15 protein-coding genes are annotated in these 15987 nt (G+C 42.8%); 7 read left to right on the top strand and 8 right to left on the bottom strand.

Going from position 1 to position 15987, the window contains the following annotated elements; all coding sequences use genetic code 11:
* Nucleotides 1-159 precede the first annotated feature (159 nt).
* The 3 genes from ACT3S4_RS08970 to ACT3S4_RS08960 form a co-directional block, all read right to left on the bottom strand.
* Complete coding sequence (locus tag ACT3S4_RS08970) at nt 160-702, bottom strand: acyl-CoA thioesterase (protein ID WP_444760899.1); 543 nt, start codon at nt 700-702, stop codon at nt 160-162.
* Nucleotides 703-746: 44 nt separating this feature from the next.
* Entirely contained in the window at nt 747-1841 is a 1095-nt protein-coding gene (locus ACT3S4_RS08965; protein ID WP_444760898.1) for a YheT family hydrolase, read from the bottom strand.
* A gap of 113 nt (nt 1842-1954) precedes the next feature.
* On the bottom strand, nt 1955-2566 hold the full coding sequence (locus ACT3S4_RS08960) for a YigZ family protein (RefSeq protein ID WP_444760897.1): 612 nt from the start codon (nt 2564-2566) through the stop codon (nt 1955-1957).
* A gap of 196 nt (nt 2567-2762) precedes the next feature.
* Here ACT3S4_RS08960 and ACT3S4_RS08955 point away from each other — a divergent pair, with 196 nt between their 5' ends.
* Together ACT3S4_RS08955 and ACT3S4_RS08950 are read left to right on the top strand one after the other, a co-directional pair.
* Nucleotides 2763-3467 carry a pseudouridine synthase gene (locus ACT3S4_RS08955; protein ID WP_444760896.1) on the top strand — a complete coding sequence of 235 codons (705 nt, stop codon included), beginning with the start codon at nt 2763-2765 and terminating at the stop codon, nt 3465-3467.
* Between the two features lie 452 nt (nt 3468-3919).
* A complete protein-coding gene (locus tag ACT3S4_RS08950) occupies nt 3920-4984 on the top strand; it encodes a disulfide isomerase DsbC N-terminal domain-containing protein (protein ID WP_444760895.1) in 1065 nt (354 codons plus the stop codon).
* Between the two features lie 156 nt (nt 4985-5140).
* On the opposite strand, the gene ACT3S4_RS08945 is transcribed toward ACT3S4_RS08950, so the two are convergent.
* Nucleotides 5141-5935, bottom strand: a complete 795-nt coding sequence (locus ACT3S4_RS08945) for a DUF2939 domain-containing protein (RefSeq protein ID WP_444760894.1) — start codon at nt 5933-5935, stop codon at nt 5141-5143.
* A 301-nt stretch (nt 5936-6236) separates the two neighbouring features.
* On the opposite strand from ACT3S4_RS08945, the gene dnaJ reads away from it, so the two are divergent.
* From dnaJ to ACT3S4_RS08920, 5 genes are all read left to right on the top strand, one after another.
* On the top strand, nt 6237-7373 hold the full coding sequence (gene dnaJ, locus ACT3S4_RS08940) for a molecular chaperone DnaJ (protein WP_087814909.1): 1137 nt from the start codon (nt 6237-6239) through the stop codon (nt 7371-7373).
* Nucleotides 7374-7555: 182 nt separating this feature from the next.
* Nucleotides 7556-8404, top strand: a complete 849-nt coding sequence (gene dapB, locus ACT3S4_RS08935) for a 4-hydroxy-tetrahydrodipicolinate reductase (RefSeq protein ID WP_444760893.1) — start codon at nt 7556-7558, stop codon at nt 8402-8404.
* 38 nt (nt 8405-8442) lie between these two features.
* Nucleotides 8443-9795 carry an AAA family ATPase gene (locus ACT3S4_RS08930; protein ID WP_109590748.1) on the top strand — a complete coding sequence of 451 codons (1353 nt, stop codon included), beginning with the start codon at nt 8443-8445 and terminating at the stop codon, nt 9793-9795.
* Entirely contained in the window at nt 9796-10293 is a 498-nt protein-coding gene (locus tag ACT3S4_RS08925) for a PIN domain-containing protein (RefSeq protein ID WP_109590527.1), read from the top strand.
* A complete protein-coding gene (locus ACT3S4_RS08920) occupies nt 10277-11128 on the top strand; it encodes a hypothetical protein (protein WP_201560400.1) in 852 nt (283 codons plus the stop codon). The genes ACT3S4_RS08925 and ACT3S4_RS08920 overlap by 17 nt, the downstream gene beginning before the upstream one ends.
* A 94-nt stretch (nt 11129-11222) precedes the next feature.
* Here ACT3S4_RS08920 and ACT3S4_RS08915 read toward each other — a convergent pair whose 3' ends face one another.
* The 4 genes from ACT3S4_RS08915 to mpl form a co-directional block, all read right to left on the bottom strand.
* Entirely contained in the window at nt 11223-12398 is a 1176-nt protein-coding gene (locus tag ACT3S4_RS08915; RefSeq protein ID WP_055125679.1) for a type III PLP-dependent enzyme, read from the bottom strand.
* A gap of 166 nt (nt 12399-12564) precedes the next feature.
* Nucleotides 12565-13119 (bottom strand): peptide deformylase, encoded by a 555-nt coding sequence (def, locus tag ACT3S4_RS08910; RefSeq protein ID WP_045442956.1) that lies wholly within the window; start codon nt 13117-13119, stop codon nt 12565-12567.
* Nucleotides 13120-13433: 314 nt separating this feature from the next.
* The gene (locus tag ACT3S4_RS08905) at nt 13434-13688 is read right to left on the bottom strand and encodes a GlsB/YeaQ/YmgE family stress response membrane protein (RefSeq protein WP_055125583.1); all 255 of its coding nucleotides are present in this window, start codon (nt 13686-13688) and stop codon (nt 13434-13436) included.
* Between the two features lie 369 nt (nt 13689-14057).
* The gene (gene mpl / locus ACT3S4_RS08900) at nt 14058-15563 is read right to left on the bottom strand and encodes a UDP-N-acetylmuramate:L-alanyl-gamma-D-glutamyl-meso-diaminopimelate ligase (protein WP_444760892.1); all 1506 of its coding nucleotides are present in this window, start codon (nt 15561-15563) and stop codon (nt 14058-14060) included.
* Nucleotides 15564-15987 lie beyond the last annotated feature (424 nt).

Here is a 15987-nt window from a genome sequence, read left to right as displayed (position 1 = left end):
TAATTAGATAGTATTTGGTTGAGCTGAGTATGATGCTCACTACTATCCTAACATTTAATATATGTATTTATATAATGTATTGTTAGGAAATAGTAGTTATAAGGTTAACTGATTGTGAATAGGTGTTTGTGACTTATGAATAAAGCTAAAAAATAAATGCTAACTTTGCGGTGGCCACGGACGGTCGGCATCACTGACGATCCATTCTGCCACATAGCCACTCGGTGACAACTGCCAATCTGCTTGCCCCAATGAGGCTAGTACACGTGCTGTTTCTATCACCTTACCTTTTTCAGTCACGCCCGTACGCAGTAGAGCAGAGGAGCAAGGTTTGCCTTTTACCCACATCGACTGTTCAATATATATCCAACGCTCATCAAAGCCGACGATATGCGTTTTCATGGTGACTTTATCAAAAGCGCGAATACGTTTGCGATATTGGATGGTACTACCAGCGACGACCAAACCCCAACGCTGCTTGAGCAGTTGGCTACCAAGTCCGCTACGCACCGCGAAGTCAGTACGACCCATATCAAAAAGGGTAAGTACGCGACCATTATTCATCTCTAAGAAATTATCAATATCTGTCAGACGACAGCGAAAGCTAATCTCACTCGTATCTTTAAACGTTAAGGTATCGCCTTTTTTGACTTGTAGCGCGGCGTGGGCGATGGTGCTGGCATAACGGATAAAGGGATACATAGTGCAATCTCAAAAGAGTAAAAGGTAAAGTGAGTATTCTTATTTTAGGGCTTATTAGATGCTACACCGATATGATTAAAATAAGTGCTGACAGTTTCAGGTATCCAGTTGATATCAAATCTTGATTTTTTATAAAGATGAGGTGACTTGTCTTTGTCAGAGCGATAACGAATAAAACCCACATGCCCGCCATGCTCAGTGTCTAAAATAGTGACACTGTCAGACACATCGTTTGGCGTGGCGGTAAAACCAAGGAAAGGATCGTCTTTGGCACTAATTAACAATAAAGGCTTCGTTACTTTTATCAAATAAGGCAGGGCTGATGAGGCTTGATAGTAGTGGTTATTAGAGCGGTAGCCATGACGCGGCGCGGTAAAGATATCGTCAAAGTCACTGATGCGATTGACCGCTTTGATCGAGTCAATCTCCTCTTTGCTGATGTCATTGGCTAAGGCTTTTTTGATAATGGGGTTGAGCAAATAAGGGGTGTAAATTCGATGGCTCAAAAAGCTGTGCATACTAAGCGCCGCCGATGACATATCGACGGGAGCGGAGATGACCACAGCGCCTTGGCAGATTGCTTTATCACCATATTCGCCCATATATTTTGCCAAAGCATTGCCACCCAGTGACACCCCAACTGCATAAATATTGGCGTACTGTTGACTTAGGTTTTGCAGCGCGTGATGCACCTCATCGGTATCACCCGCATTATAAAAAACTCGGCCATTAGCAGGAATGCCGCCACAACTGCGGAAGTGCGCCACCACAAAGTGCCAGCCCTGAGCGTGCATCTGATGCGCCAAAGCACGTGCATAATGGCTGTCGCTGCTGCCTTCCATACCGTGGAATAGCACGATTAATGGCGTTTGTTCACGCTCGCTATTTTCTAAGGTTTCGATAGAATGCGCATCATAAAAGTCATAAGCAATATCACTTTCATCCAACGAGTCTTTTTCGACCACACGGCGATAAGTGGGCGTTTTGGGCGCAAAAAACTTAGGCAAGATGCTTTGTAGATGTGGATTGGTCAGCCAAAATGGGGGTTTAAAAGGCTCTGGAGAGAAGGGTTGGCTCGGTTTTGAAGTTGGCGTATTTGAAGTTGGCGTATTTGAAGTTGGCGTATTTGAGGTTGGCATAAAGGTGTCTTATTTAATGGGCGTTAAAATCATCTTTAACAATCAGTGCCTTATCATACCCATGGCAGTTATCAAAACCAATAAGATTTAGTGAATGCTCAGTGAACGCATGATTACTCATTCAATTTTTCCGACGCATCTAATACCCGTCCATCCATCGCAAGGCGTTCTTTTAAGCTTTCGATATCTGCTTCAGCCAGCGTCACCGTCAATGTCACCTGCTTGCTATAAGCGACATCATCAATGCTGCCGTTTAGGCTATCGACGATGTAACGACATTGCGCTTCGGTGGCAAACTCTGCCAATATCTGTACTTGCACCATTGGCACATAGGGCAGCAATGTCATTTCATCAACTGCCGCTTGCGCTGCGCCTGCATAAGCACGGGTTAGACCGCCTGCGCCCAGTTTGATACCACCAAAATAACGCACCACGATGATAATGACGTTACCGATCGCTTTATGCTGCAACACATTTAATATCGGTCGACCTGCCGTACCATTTGGCTCGCCATCATCATCAAAACCAGCACTAGTGGTGTTATTGGGATCGCCAATGATATATGCCCAGCAGTGATGACGCGCATCGGCATATTGTTGACGTAGTTGTTCCACGTGAAACATTGCCTGCTCACGCGAGGTTACAGGATAAGCGTAAGCAATAAACTCGGATTTTTTAATTTCTAAGCGCGCAGTGACAGCGCGTTTTAGCGTTTGATAGCTCATATTTCATCAGGTCTAGGTTGGATATGGTAAACTTGTCTAACTTTCACTGTCGTCCATATTGGGTGCAGTGTTCATTTAATTTTTTATTATAGTACCACTTCTGACCCATGAAGATAGCGGACAAGCTCAGTGTGAGTGCTGGTGTCGTTAGCTGCTACGGTAAAGTAGGTATCATCAAACGAATGGTAGGCAATATATGCGTCTAGATAAATTTTTGAGTAAAGCCACTGAGCTATCGCGTAAAGAATCCAAAAAAATTCTGCACGCTGGTGAAGTAACGGTAAATGATCAGGTCATCAAAGACCCAGGCGTCCACGTCGATGTGGTCAATGACGATGTGGTTTGGGCAGGCGAGCCATTATCGGTCGCTGCGGGCAGTCGTTATATTCTATTACATAAGCCTGAAGGCTTTGAATGTACGCTGAAAGTAAAAGAGCATCCAATTGTCACTGAGCTGATAGCGGTGCCAGAGCTTGGTAGCTTGCGCATTGCAGGGCGTCTCGATGTTGATACGACCGGCGCATTATTGATGAGTGATGATGGTAAATGGTTACACCGTGTCACCAGTCCTAAACATGAACATGCCAAAATTTATGAGCTGACTTTAGCAGATGCGATGGATGAAGCGGCGCAAGCCAATGCCGTCAAAGAAGTCGCTGAGGGCATCCTTTTAGAAGGCGACCACGAAGAAACAAAACCTGCGGTTCTCGAATTCATTGACGAGACGCATGCACGTTTGACCCTTGAGCAAGGTAAATATCATCAAGTAAAACGGATGATGGGTTACTTTGGTAATAGAGTGGTTGAGCTGCATCGCGCTAGTGTCGGTCATATCACTTTGGAAGGATTAGAGAAGGGCGACAGTCGCTTTTTAACACCTGAAGAAGTGGCTAAGTTCTAAGTTTTTCATGTTGAAATGAACTCGCAAGCACATCCTTACAATCAGCAGCCACTTCACGTGTGCTGCTTTTTTTGACCGTAGTGTTTGACCATGGTTTTTAACTGTAGTTTTTAACTATCACTTTTACCCTGTTATGTCTCGTGTGCACACTGTGTTGCCTATCTCTTAAAGCTCAGTAGCAGTTTTGCAAAATTGAGCCGTTAAACCTTTGCAAAAGTATTCCTTGTGCTAAAGTCTGCCTATCTTTTTTTAATCTATTTTTTTACATAATATCGTTATCTTTATTAAAGGTGGCTATTGTTAAAAACCGATATTGTTAGAAACGAGCATTATTAGAAACAGCTATTCTTAAGATTGAGTGTTGTTAAAATTAAAGGTTATTAAAAATCGTTGTTACTGAAACGCGCTGTTATTAAAAGCTGTTTTTGTTAAAACCAGATAGGACTGTCTCTGTGAAATTATCTCTATTAAAATCTGCCAGTTTAATTGGCGCCATGTTATTGGCAACCACCGCTTGTGCCCAGTCTAGTGATACTGCCGCTACTAACCAAAAAGCGAGCCAGAGTACTCAAAATACAAAAGCTGCTGGCACTGTTAGCAAGTCTGTTGACAGTCGCTTGCGCCAATTGCTCACTCAGGCAGGGATCAAAACACAAATCAGCTCTATTGTGCCGTCCAACTTACCCAATATGTATCAAGTCAATTTGGCGGGGCAGTTGCCTTTGCATATCACTGAAGATGGCAAATATGTCATTCAAGGCGAGCTACAAAAGAATCCAAGCAAGCGTGTAGTCACCAAGACACCAGCGCGTAGCACCAGTGCGCAGTCAGGCAAACCTGTCAGTGCGAGTGTTAAAGCTGATATATTGGCAAATATGGATGCGCTGAAAAATATGAGTGCCAAAACGCCGTTCTTTTATACCGCAGTGCCAGGCGTGATTTGGGGTGCGACATTAGAAGGCGTGCCTTTTCTACTATCGGATGATGCACAATATATTACTGATGGCGAGATTTCTGTCATCGAAAATGGTCAATTCATCGGACTCGATGAGCAGTTTGAAAAGCGTAAAAATCAGTCTGTGTTTGCAACTTTAGATGAAAGCCAGCTGATTAATTATCCAGCGACCGGCCCTGAGAGAGCGGTTATTTATGTAGCCAATGATGTCAACTGTCCTTATTGCCGTCGCTTGCATCAGCAGCTACCGATGCTTAATGCCAAAGGTGTGACGGTCAAAACCATTGGTTATCCGATATACGAGCAGTCCCCTGAGCAAATGCGTGGGATTTGGTGCCAAGGTGACGAGGACAGCCGCCGTAAAGCTTTTGATAAAGCAATGTTGCAGGGTGAGATGACACCTGCACCAGCAAGTTGTACAGCCGATCATGTGACGCCCAATCGTGAAAAAGCAGCAGGGCTTGCGGTGATGGCAACGCCTGCGATCTACCGTGAAGATGGCGTGCTGTTTCAAGCGAGCTTTGAGAGTCCTGAGTTTTTAGAATTTTTGGGTGTGCAGTAGCTCACATAGATGTTTAATCTTGCATAGATGTTTAATAAAGTTATGAATAAAAAATGTGTTAAGAGATGATATTCCTTAATATTGATAAAAAAACCGCCACATAATTAATTTATGTGGCGGTTTTTTTATTACCTATAACCGTTAAGGATAGTAAGTCTATTGTGGCAACACGATATCAACGATTTTCCAATCAATTAAGCCGTTACGCTGCATCTTGATGGTGAGCGGATAACCTTTCACCTGACCGCTAATGGTGAAGCAATTAATACCGCAATAGCTTAATTTTGGCTTGTCACTGTCAGACCCTTGCGCTACCTGTTGCTCCAGTTCAGCGGCTTGTTTTTCCATGATTTGCTGCATTTGGCTTTTGACCACTGCATCCACATCACCGCGCTGGATGATAAGATTTTGAATCAAATTTTTGAGATCAACCTGATTACTGGCGATTGCCCATGCAGCGGCCAGCTCTTTGGTCGCGGTGTTGGCCTGACCTTGGGTATCGATGACTTTTTCGATATTTTGCGGGGTTATAGCACCATCTACCGCCTGCGTGATAAAACTATTGGCAGCTTGGGTCAATGGCGCGCCGCCCAACTCAGCGACCAATGGATAATTGGCCATAGTCGCCGTAAACTGACTGGTGAGTTGGTTTTGGATACTAGGTCGCACTTGCTCATAGTCGATCGCTGCGGCGATGGTCGCGCCGTCTTTGGCATCGTAGGCATTTTTAAGCTGATAAGCGCTGTAATAGGGCGAGCCTGCATAGGCAGCGACGGCAATGACGATTAATAAAATAATCAGCTTCTTCATAAAAATCAAACCCTTATCGCAAAACAAAAACGTAATGATGGGCAGATTTAATACTGGTGAGTATAAATCTAAAAACCCAAAAATATAGCGATAAATATTAGCATGGCTGAGCCTTTTTAAGGTATGAAAACCTTTGTTCATTCCTTAATAAAACCTTTTTGTATGGCCAAGCGCACTATAGTGGATACTTTCCCTGCCTAAGCGCTTGATAAATCACCATAGCATCTCCATAAATAGCGCAAACTTTTAATAATTGATTTGGCTAAGCAGCATCCCGCCGTATTCGCTTGTAAGATTCATAGCAGTATCACCTCTTTTCTCTCACTATTTATGATGTTTCATGTGAAACCTTTGAGTGCCATAGTGAGTCGTATTAAGGTGGTGGTTGACTAGAACTACTGAATCGACTGTCCGGTGGACTGTAAAGACGATAGGAGAGCCCATGAGTAAGCGCGATTTTTATGAAGTATTAGGTGTGAGCAAGACCGCTGAAAGCAAAGAAATTAAGCGAGCTTACCGCAAGCTGGCTATGAAATATCACCCTGACCGTAACTCTGATGATCCAGATGCTGAGGATAAATTCAAAGAAGCATCGATGGCTTACGAAGTACTAAGCAGCGAAGAGAAGCGCTCTGCTTACGATCGCATGGGTCATTCAGCCTTCGAAAATGGTATGGGCGGCGGCGGCTTTGGCGGTGCAGGTGGTGGCAACTTCCAAGATATTTTCGGTGATATTTTCGGCAACTTTGGCGATATCTTCGGTCAGCAGCGTGGTGGCGGCGGTGGACGTTCGCGCCGTGGTTCTGATTTGCGTTACGTCATTGAGCTGACGCTAGAAGAAGCGGTACGTGGCTGTAAAAAAGAAATCAGTTTCACTGCGCCTGCGCCTTGCGACACGTGCGATGGCAAAGGGGCAAAAAATGCCTCTGATATCGTGACTTGTCAGACCTGTCATGGACAAGGTCAAGTGCGTATGCAGCAAGGATTTTTTGCCGTGCAGCAGGCCTGCCCACATTGCGGCGGCACTGGTAAGCAAATCAAAAACCCGTGCTCTGACTGTCACGGTAATGGCGTTAAAGACAAATCACGTACGCTAGAAGTGTCTATCCCAGCGGGTGTTGATGATGGTGATCGCGTCCGTCTAGCAGGCGAAGGCGAAGCGGGCGGCGCGGGCGTCCAAAACGGCGACTTATACGTTGAAGTACGGGTAAAACCGCATAACGTCTTTACTCGTCAAGGCGCTGATCTATATATGGACGTACCCGTTAGCATCACTGATGCAGCACTGGGTAAAGAGGTCGAAATACCAACTCTAGATGGTAAAGTGAAAATCAAGGTTGCCGAAGGCACGCAAAGTGGTAAGTTGCTACGTGTGCGCGGCAAAGGTGTGACACCAGTACGCACCACCATGAAAGGTGATTTGATTTGCCGTGTGGTTATCGAAACCCCAGTGAACTTAACTCGCGAGCAAAAAGACCTGTTGCGCCAGTTCCAAGATACGCTTGACGGTGATAGCAAGCATCAGCAGTCGCCACATAAGAAGTCATTCTTTAAAAAGATTGGCGACTTATTTGATTAATTGAGTTGTTTCAATCACTCGTTTGGTTAAATAACTAGATACAAAACCCCCAGTGTTTCATGTGAAACACTGGGGGTTTTTATTGACGCTATAAAAAACCATTCAGGTGGTGATATTTGCTAAACTTAGCATCATAACATTTAAAACCTTTCTTATTAATATAGAGCTTTTAGGGTAAAAATATGAGCCAACAGATAACAGCGCAAGAAAATACAAATAAACGAGCCATCAAAGTCGGGGTGATTGGTGCTGGTGGTCGTATGGGGCGTATGCTAATAGAGGCAGTACAAGACAACTCGCAAACGATATTAAATGCCGCGATAGAACGTCAAGGTTCAAGCCTTGTTGGTGCAGATGCTGGCGAAGTCGCCGCTATCGGTCGCTTAGAGGTACAGATTGTCGATGATTTAAAAGCCGTCATTAATGACATCGATGTACTGATTGACTTTAGCTTGCCTGATGCCACTGAGCAAAATATGCAGATTTGCGCGGCAAACAATATCGCGATGGTTATTGGTACGACAGGATTCAATGAGCAGCAAGAGCAAGTGTTGGCAAAAGCCAGCGAGAAAATTGCGATTGTCTATGCTGGTAACTATTCAACAGGTGTTAATCTGTCATTGAAATTGCTCAACATGGCAGCGAAGGCATTTGGCGAGGATGCCGATGTAGAAGTCATCGAAGCCCATCATAAGCATAAAATCGATGCGCCATCAGGCACAGCATATATGATGGCAGAAGCCGTGGCAGAAGCTCGTGGACAGAATCTAAAAGACGTCGCTGTTTATGGCCGCGAAGGACAAACGGGCGAACGCAAAGCAGGTACTATTGGTATTCATGCCATTCGCGGCGGTGAAATCATTGGCGATCATACCGTGATGTTTATTGCCGATGGTGAGGTGGTTGAAATTACCCATCGTGCCCGCGCGCGTATGACTTTTGCCGCGGGTGCTGTGCGTGCCGCGACTTGGGTTATCAAACAAGAAGTCGGGCAATATAATATGCAGGATGTATTGGGTTTGAATGAGTAAGGCAAGATTTAGATAATCTACTTATAAGCGAGATGGCAATGACAGATAACGCTAGTATCACTATTAAAAACTTTAAGAGCTATAAAGAAGCCACCTTACCGCTGTCATCTTTGACTTTACTGATAGGGGCGAATGCGTCAGGTAAAAGCAATGCTATTGAAGCGTTTCGTTTTTTAAGTTGGGTGGCTGGTGGCGAGCGCTTATCTACGCTCAAAAATAGGGTTAACGATAGTGATAAAGTCGTTCGGGGTAGTGTTAAGGACTTGGCTTTTAACTCAATGGATCAATTTTCATTAATTTTTCAACTCGAAGAAGATTTTGAGTATGAAGGTGTTTTTGAAGTAAGTTCAAATAGTATCGAACTCAAAAGTGAGGTGATACGCTCAAGAGAAGATAAAGTATTTATACTAAAATCGCTAATATATCCTTACTTTTCTGAGTTTTCTAAGTTTTACTCTATAGATTTAGTAGACGCAGTAAATGAGATTGCAAAACGCAATAATGGATTAAATAACTTCCTCAGTTCTAATCTAAATGATCAAATTACTATTTATAAAAATAAAGATAGCGATATCTCTGAGTTTCTCATGGTTGATAAACATACCGCTATTTTAGACCATCTTGAAGAGGGAAAAAATAAAGCTTGGGATGATTTTGATAATATTAGAGAGTTTTTAAAACAGTCTTTTTTCTTTGATTTTGTACCAAATAACATGCGTATTGATAGTATTGCAGATAACATTTTAAGACCAGATGGCTCTAATATCGCTGGAGTTTTATATAATATCTGCGAAGAAGCAAAGAACAAATCTAAGTTATTGTTATTAGTTAAAAGCTTACCAGAACAAGATATTACGGATATTAAATTTTACAAAGATCATCGCGGTCGTATTGAGTTTGCTCTAGTTGAAAGCTTTGGGAGTACTTCTGTTGAACGTACAATGGATTTACTATCAGACGGTACGTTAAAAGTATTGGGCATTGCAGCTGCCCTCCTTTCTGTGCCAGAAGGTTCAACAGTAGTCATTGAAGAGATTGATAATAGTATTCATCCCACACGAGCGCATATTATTTTAAGCTTACTGCGTCAGTATGCCGAAGAACGTAAGCTTAATTTGTTACTATCGACGCATAATCCTGCGCTAATGGATGCCCTACCAGATGAAGCCCTCGCAGATGTTGTATTTTGCTATAGAGACCCGCAAGAAGGTGATAGCAAGTTGATGCGGTTAGGAGACTTAGATGATTATCTTGGCTTAGTCGCTCAAGGAACGCTTGGCGACTTAGTTACTCAAGGTATTGTCGAGCGCTTTGTAAAACATCCAATCACATCAGAGCAGCGTAAAAAACAAGCATTGGATTGGCTAAATCAGCTACAGGGGGCTGATTAGATGGCAGATATTTGTATATTAGATACCAGCATAATATTAAATATATTGAATGTTCCGAATAAAAATCAGAATAGAGTCGAGGTTTTAGATGAGTTTAAAACCTATGCTGAATCGAACTGTCGATTTATTATTCCTTTAGTAGTGGCAGTAGAAGTCGGTAACCATATCAGCCAAAATGGCAATGGAGATACACGCCGAGAAATTGCTAAACAGTTCGTTGATATGATGCAAAAAACGTTTGATGGTAGCTCGCCATTTGAGATTAGCAATTTTGACCTAAAGTTAGAATGGCGTAATTGGATTAATGAGTTTATTGTCAGAGCTGGCCAAAATAAAACTGCTACTAAACCGAATGAAGGTATGAGCCTGACAGATTTATCTATCATTAAAGAATACGAAGACATTCAAGATAAAAACAAAGCCAATAGAAATAAGCACGTGCAGGTATTTATTTGGTCACTTGATTCGGACTTAATACATTATGGTCACTCCTACTAAAGCAATAAAAGTAGTTCTACTAAGCGTTATTGTGTTCTCAACGCTCAATATCTCAGCACAAGCAGCTACTTTTCAAACCTACGTCATTGATACCTATGGTGGTGATGCATTATTACCTGCTGTTCGTCAGCAACTGAATAATAATCGTGACGGCGGTACAGTTACTACCTATCAAGACAAGTTAGTGTTGCATACGACAGCCGCTAACTATCAGGCGGTACAGCAGTTATTGACTCAGATTGACGGTCAGCCACAGGCATTGACGGTCGCTGTGCGTGTTGGCAATAATAGCAGCGTCCAAGGTAATATTGAGCAAGGGCAGGTCATTATTAGCAATCGTGGTATTCAAGGGTCAGGGATTATTCATCAAAGCAATAGCCAACAGCAAACAAATAATTTATACCAAGTACAAACCTTGTCAGGTAGTGCCGCCAGCATCAGTACAGGGACGCTTTATGCGCTGAATCAAACCTACGATGTAAATCGTTATACAAATTATAAAAGTCCTTCAGTACAGATTGTCATTCAACAGCAGGTATTGCTACCAACGACGCAAGGCATCACGGTTACGCCAAGATTATTACCGACTGGTCAAGTCGAAGTAACATTGTCACAAGTTGAAGAAAAACTCGCACGCTCCTATTCAACTTCTCAGAAAAATAGTAATCATGCCATTCAAGGTCAACGATTAGACACGACCATTATTATCCCACGTGGTCAATGGGTAACTATCGGACAAATCTCTCAAAGTAGCCAAAATCAACGCGCAAGTGATGGTAGCAATCGTGCCATTGATAGTACTAAAAACACACCAATTTGGATAATGGTGCAGTAGTCTTGCATTCACTCATATTATTTTTGGCATAAAAAAGGCGCGATACTGTGATGAGCATTATCGCGCCTTTTTATCGACAATAATCTATTGCAGATTAGTCAACGTAGATCACTTCTAACGGTGGAAAACCATTGAACTCAATAGATGAATACGAGTTAGTATACGCACCCGTGGTCAACCAAAAGATTTTATCACCAATCTCCAGCTCTTCTGGCAATTGATAGCCCGCTTCTTCATACATGATATCGGTCGAATCACAAGTAGGACCTGCCAGTACCACAGTGCCTTTGCTGGTTGATGTTTCCATCTTAGGCGTATAAACCGGATACTTGATGGCCTCTCCCAAGGTCTCGATTAAGCCTTGGAATAAGCCCACATCGGTATACACCCAACGCGTTAAATCCGTGTGCGATTTACGCGAGATAAGCACCACATCACTGACCAATACGCCCGATCCACCAACCAATGAACGACCTGGCTCAAGGATAATCTCAGGCATATCTTCTTCACTATAGTCGTCTGTCAAATAACGAGTGATCTCTTCAGCGTAGACTTTTATAGGGTTCACTTCACTGATATAGTTGGCTGGAAAGCCGCCACCCAAATTGATCATTTGTAGCTTAATATCTTCTTCGTTTTTCATCCAGTCAAACATGTATTTGACCTTGGCTAGTGCATCATCCCAAGCGGCAACGTCTTTTTGCTGACTACCAACGTGGAATGAGATTCCATAAGGCACTAGACCCAAATCACGAGCTTGAATCAACAGCTCAATCGCCATATTGGGATGACAACCAAACTTACGAGACAATGGCCATTCAGCGGTCTCAGAGCCTTGTACTAAGATACGCACAAAGATTTTTGAACCAGGGGCGTGCTTGGCAATATTTTTTAGATCCGCTTCTGAGTCGGTCGCATACAAGTCAATACCTTTTTCAAAGGCATATTTGACATGCTCCGCTTTTTTAATGGTATTGCCATAAGAGATACGCGATGGCTCAACGCCGCAGTCTAATACGCGATCAAGCTCATAGATGGAGGCACAATCAAAGTTCGAACCAAGATCAGCAAGCAAGTTAATCACTTCAACAGCAGGACTGGCTTTCATTGCATAATGGATTTTAGCATTGGGAAAAAACCCAACCATTTCATGATATTTGGTTTTGATACGGCTAAGGTCCACGACCAAAAATGGCGTCTCGCGACCTTCAGCAGCTTGAGTGAATTTCTGCCAGCCGGCAGGGTCAAAATATTGGTCAATTTTGATCATGGTCATGGTAGGAAACCTTTAATAAAGACAGTAGGTGTTAAAGAGTAAATGCTCGCATCACGTCATTGTCATCTCACATTAGTGTCATCACGCACCTCACAGGTGATAAAAAACCTTGTGTTCATACTGATTAAATGACGTAAAAATAGCTTAGATGATGAATGGACTAAGAATGGCTGGGCTGTGGCTGTTTATCCGCCATTTGTTCGCCTTGTTTTTCGCGTATTTTAACGATTTTACGCACTTTATCGCGAGCACGAGTTTGCTTGAGACGTGATAAATAATCGACGAATATGACCCCATTTAAATGATCCATTTCATGTTGGATGCATACCGCGAGTAAGCCTTCGACTTCTTCATCGATTTTTTGACCATTCTCATCTAAGGCTTCAATACGCACTTTGTTCGGGCGCTCAACACTGTCATAGACTTCAGGTACGGACAAACAACCTTCTTCATAGGGCTGTTTCTCTTCAACCAATGGTGTCACCTTTGGGTTGATAAAAACTCTAGGGCTATTTTTATCTTCAGACAGATCCATGACGATGAGCTGAATATGACGATCCACTTGGCTTGCCGCCAAACCGATACCTTGTGCCTCATACATCGTCTCAATCATATCAGCGATTAAGGTTTTGATTTCAGCAGTCACTTCCTTAACAGGCGTAGCAATAGTACGCAGGCGCGGGTCTGGGTAATTTAAAATAGGGAGTAAAGCCATAACGCTCACCTCAATGATAGGGATAAAATAGGGTTGATATTATAGGATAAATGGGGACAAAAGTAATGCTTATCAATACTTTCGCACAATTATTGCTTTTTATCATCGTAAAAAATGAGGGAGGTCGCTTTTATTATAGGCATAAAAAAGCCCTGCAATTTGCAAGGCTTTTTAATTTATATAAGCTAGATTAGATGCAATCTGACTTGCATAAGTAGAGTTGCTTTTTAGTAAATTGAGTTTAGTAAATCAAGTCACTTCTAAGTCATTAAAGTCACTTGGAGCAGCTAAAACATCTGAGCAAAAGTGCAAAGTTATACGCCACGTTTGCTCATAATCATCTCATAGATGAATAACAGGATGATCGCACCGATTACTGAGAATATCAAACCAGTAAACCCACCATCAGCATTGATACCGATAAGACCAGCTAAGAACCCACCTAATAAAGCACCGACGATACCCAATACAATGGTCATTATCCAGCCCATCGGGTCACTGCCTGGCTTGATAGCTCGTGCCAACAAACCTGCAACCAGACCTACAATAATCATCCAAATAAAGCTCATATTATTCTCCTAATTTATTATCATTTATAATAGTTAATCAATTTTGATAAGCTCATTGTAAGCACTGTATAGACGTAAAGGTAAGCGCGAAATGTTACCAGTGTATGAGCTATGTGAGGAAAATCGTAGATTTGCTAATATGCAGGTAGAATAGGTAAATGAAAGGTTACAAAGGTAGTGAAGTCGAAAACGCCGTCTATATATTAAAGCATTTTTGGATATCAACGCTCCCTAGTGTTGCTCCTCTCTACAGTAATTGCAAGTAATCGGAAAAAGCTGATCATAAAAAAACGTTGCTCATTTATAATAAGCAACGCTCTTATTTAACACCAGAAATAAACCAGCTAGATTATTTGTTATGTAGCTTTATTAAGTGGCTTTATTACGTAGCACAGTTAATAAGCGTTGATGAATACCTTCAAAACCGCCATTCGACATAATCACAATGGCGTCACCCGCTTTTGCATGCGTGTCGATATGCTCGATGATAGCATCGATACTAGAGAGCACCTGTTGGTTGCCCATGTTAGGATTTGCGCTATTGGCATTTGCAATGACTTCTTTTAAACCCCACTCCAGTCCTGTCGGCTCATACCATAAGGTATGATCGGCGAGAGCAGCAGACTCAGCCAAGCTGTCTTGATGAATGCCCATTTTCATGGTGTTACTACGGGGTTCAATAATCGCCCAAATGCGTCTGTCTACCAGTTTCTTCTTGGCACCATCTAAAGTCGTAGTAATGGCTGTAGGGTGATGAGCAAAATCATCAAAGACTAAGATATCATTGACATCGCCAATCAGCTCCATCCGACGTTTAATGCCAGCAAATGCTGATAACGCCGCGCACGCAGTTTTTACACTGACGCCGATGTTATAAGCTGCTGCGACAGCAACCAAGGCATTATTGACATTGTGAATGCCGCTCATCGACCAATCGACGACTCCCGTGGCTTCTTTATCAGCAATATCAGCCGCAAAACTAACCGCAAATTGACCACCATCTTCGCTGATAAGCTCAGCCTGCCATTCGCTGTTATTGTCTAAATTCTCATCTTCTACATTAGTAGCGTTTGCTGCTGAATCCAGTACGGCTGTCCGCCAAACGGGTGTCCAAACCCCTTTCGCTAACGTCTCCTCTAAGCTGGTAGTCGCTGTAGGCATAATGATTTTGCCCATGCTTGGAATCATGCGCACCATATGATGGAATTGGGTCTGAATAGCCTCAAGATCCGCAAAAATATCCGCATGATCAAATTCTAGGTTATTTAAAATAGCCGTACGCGGACGGTAATGAACGAACTTTGAGCGCTTATCAAAAAATGCAGAATCGTATTCATCCGCTTCGATAACGAAATAGCCAGTATTTACCGAATCGTCATTATCAATTTTGTCCGCACCCAAATAACTGCTGTGAGCGAAGACGTGCTGTAAATGCTCATCAGTGGTATCAACCAGTGGCACACCGCCGATTAAAAACCCAGTGTCGATACCCGCATAGTGCAATATCCAAGCGAGCATAGTCGTCGTCGTGGTTTTACCGTGAGTACCGGCAACGGCTATCACATGACGCGATTGTAATACCTGCTCAGATAAAAACTGTGGTCCTGAGGTATAGCGTAGACCTGTATCCAGCATATATTCGATGACATCCATACCGCGCTTCATGGCATTACCGACGACGACTAAATCTGGTGCTGGTTGTAAATGCTTTACCAGATAGCCTTGCTCAATGGTCACGCCCGCGTTTTCCAGTTGGGTGGACATCGGCGGATAAACGTTGGCATCTGAGCCCGTGACCGTATGCCCAAGCTCGCGCGCTAGCAATGCCAGTGAGCCCATAAAAGTACCACAAATACCAAGAATATGAATATGCATAGACGTTCCGTACGAGCTTAAATTAAAAGAATAAAAATGGAGCATTATCCCAAAAGTTACCGATATTAACTGTGGTGTATTCTAGGATACGCTCAACCTAATGATCATCAGTCTTGGCTATAATTAAAATATCATAAATGGTGACAGCGTTAACCGTGCTTCATGTACCAAACGTACTATTGACGCCCGCTTGCCTTATCTCTACTTTATATTGCTTCGACCCTATACTCTGTCACAAAAACAGTATAGGTTCGCCAAATAGCAGCGTCGAAAACAAGTCCTTATTGTAAAGTAAACACCGCATGATGACCAATAAAAAACGCCCAACAAGTAGGCGTTATTAAAAGGATGGTTTTGCTCATTGAGCATCACTATATTCAGAGCACCTAAAATTTAGAGCCTCTAAATGTTTATGCGGCTATTT

Source organism: Psychrobacter sp. AOP30-A2-5, from assembly GCF_052378115.1.
Lineage (GTDB): Bacteria > Pseudomonadota > Gammaproteobacteria > Pseudomonadales > Moraxellaceae > Psychrobacter.
Note: the sequence above shows the minus strand (reverse complement) of the source record. Positions and strands in the feature narration are given on the sequence as shown.

What these genes read in the sequence shown, in the direction of transcription:
- ACT3S4_RS08970 (WP_444760899.1), bottom strand. Translation starts at nt 702, where the DNA reads ATGTATCCCTTTATCCGTTATGCCAGCACCATCGCCCACGCCGCGCTA.
- ACT3S4_RS08965 (WP_444760898.1), bottom strand. Translation starts at nt 1,841, where the DNA reads ATGCCAACCTCAAATACGCCAACTTCAAATACGCCAACTTCAAATACG.
- ACT3S4_RS08960 (WP_444760897.1), bottom strand. Translation starts at nt 2,566, where the DNA reads ATGAGCTATCAAACGCTAAAACGCGCTGTCACTGCGCGCTTAGAAATT.
- ACT3S4_RS08955 (WP_444760896.1), top strand. Translation starts at nt 2,763, where the DNA reads ATGCGTCTAGATAAATTTTTGAGTAAAGCCACTGAGCTATCGCGTAAA.
- ACT3S4_RS08945 (WP_444760894.1), bottom strand. Translation starts at nt 5,935, where the DNA reads ATGAACAAAGGTTTTCATACCTTAAAAAGGCTCAGCCATGCTAATATT.
- dnaJ (WP_087814909.1), top strand. Translation starts at nt 6,237, where the DNA reads ATGAGTAAGCGCGATTTTTATGAAGTATTAGGTGTGAGCAAGACCGCT.
- dapB (WP_444760893.1), top strand. Translation starts at nt 7,556, where the DNA reads ATGAGCCAACAGATAACAGCGCAAGAAAATACAAATAAACGAGCCATC.
- ACT3S4_RS08930 (WP_109590748.1), top strand. Translation starts at nt 8,443, where the DNA reads ATGACAGATAACGCTAGTATCACTATTAAAAACTTTAAGAGCTATAAA.
- ACT3S4_RS08925 (WP_109590527.1), top strand. Translation starts at nt 9,796, where the DNA reads ATGGCAGATATTTGTATATTAGATACCAGCATAATATTAAATATATTG.
- ACT3S4_RS08920 (WP_201560400.1), top strand. Translation starts at nt 10,277, where the DNA reads ATGGTCACTCCTACTAAAGCAATAAAAGTAGTTCTACTAAGCGTTATT.
- ACT3S4_RS08915 (WP_055125679.1), bottom strand. Translation starts at nt 12,398, where the DNA reads ATGATCAAAATTGACCAATATTTTGACCCTGCCGGCTGGCAGAAATTC.
- def (WP_045442956.1), bottom strand. Translation starts at nt 13,119, where the DNA reads ATGGCTTTACTCCCTATTTTAAATTACCCAGACCCGCGCCTGCGTACT.
- ACT3S4_RS08905 (WP_055125583.1), bottom strand. Translation starts at nt 13,688, where the DNA reads ATGAGCTTTATTTGGATGATTATTGTAGGTCTGGTTGCAGGTTTGTTG.
- mpl (WP_444760892.1), bottom strand. Translation starts at nt 15,563, where the DNA reads ATGCATATTCATATTCTTGGTATTTGTGGTACTTTTATGGGCTCACTG.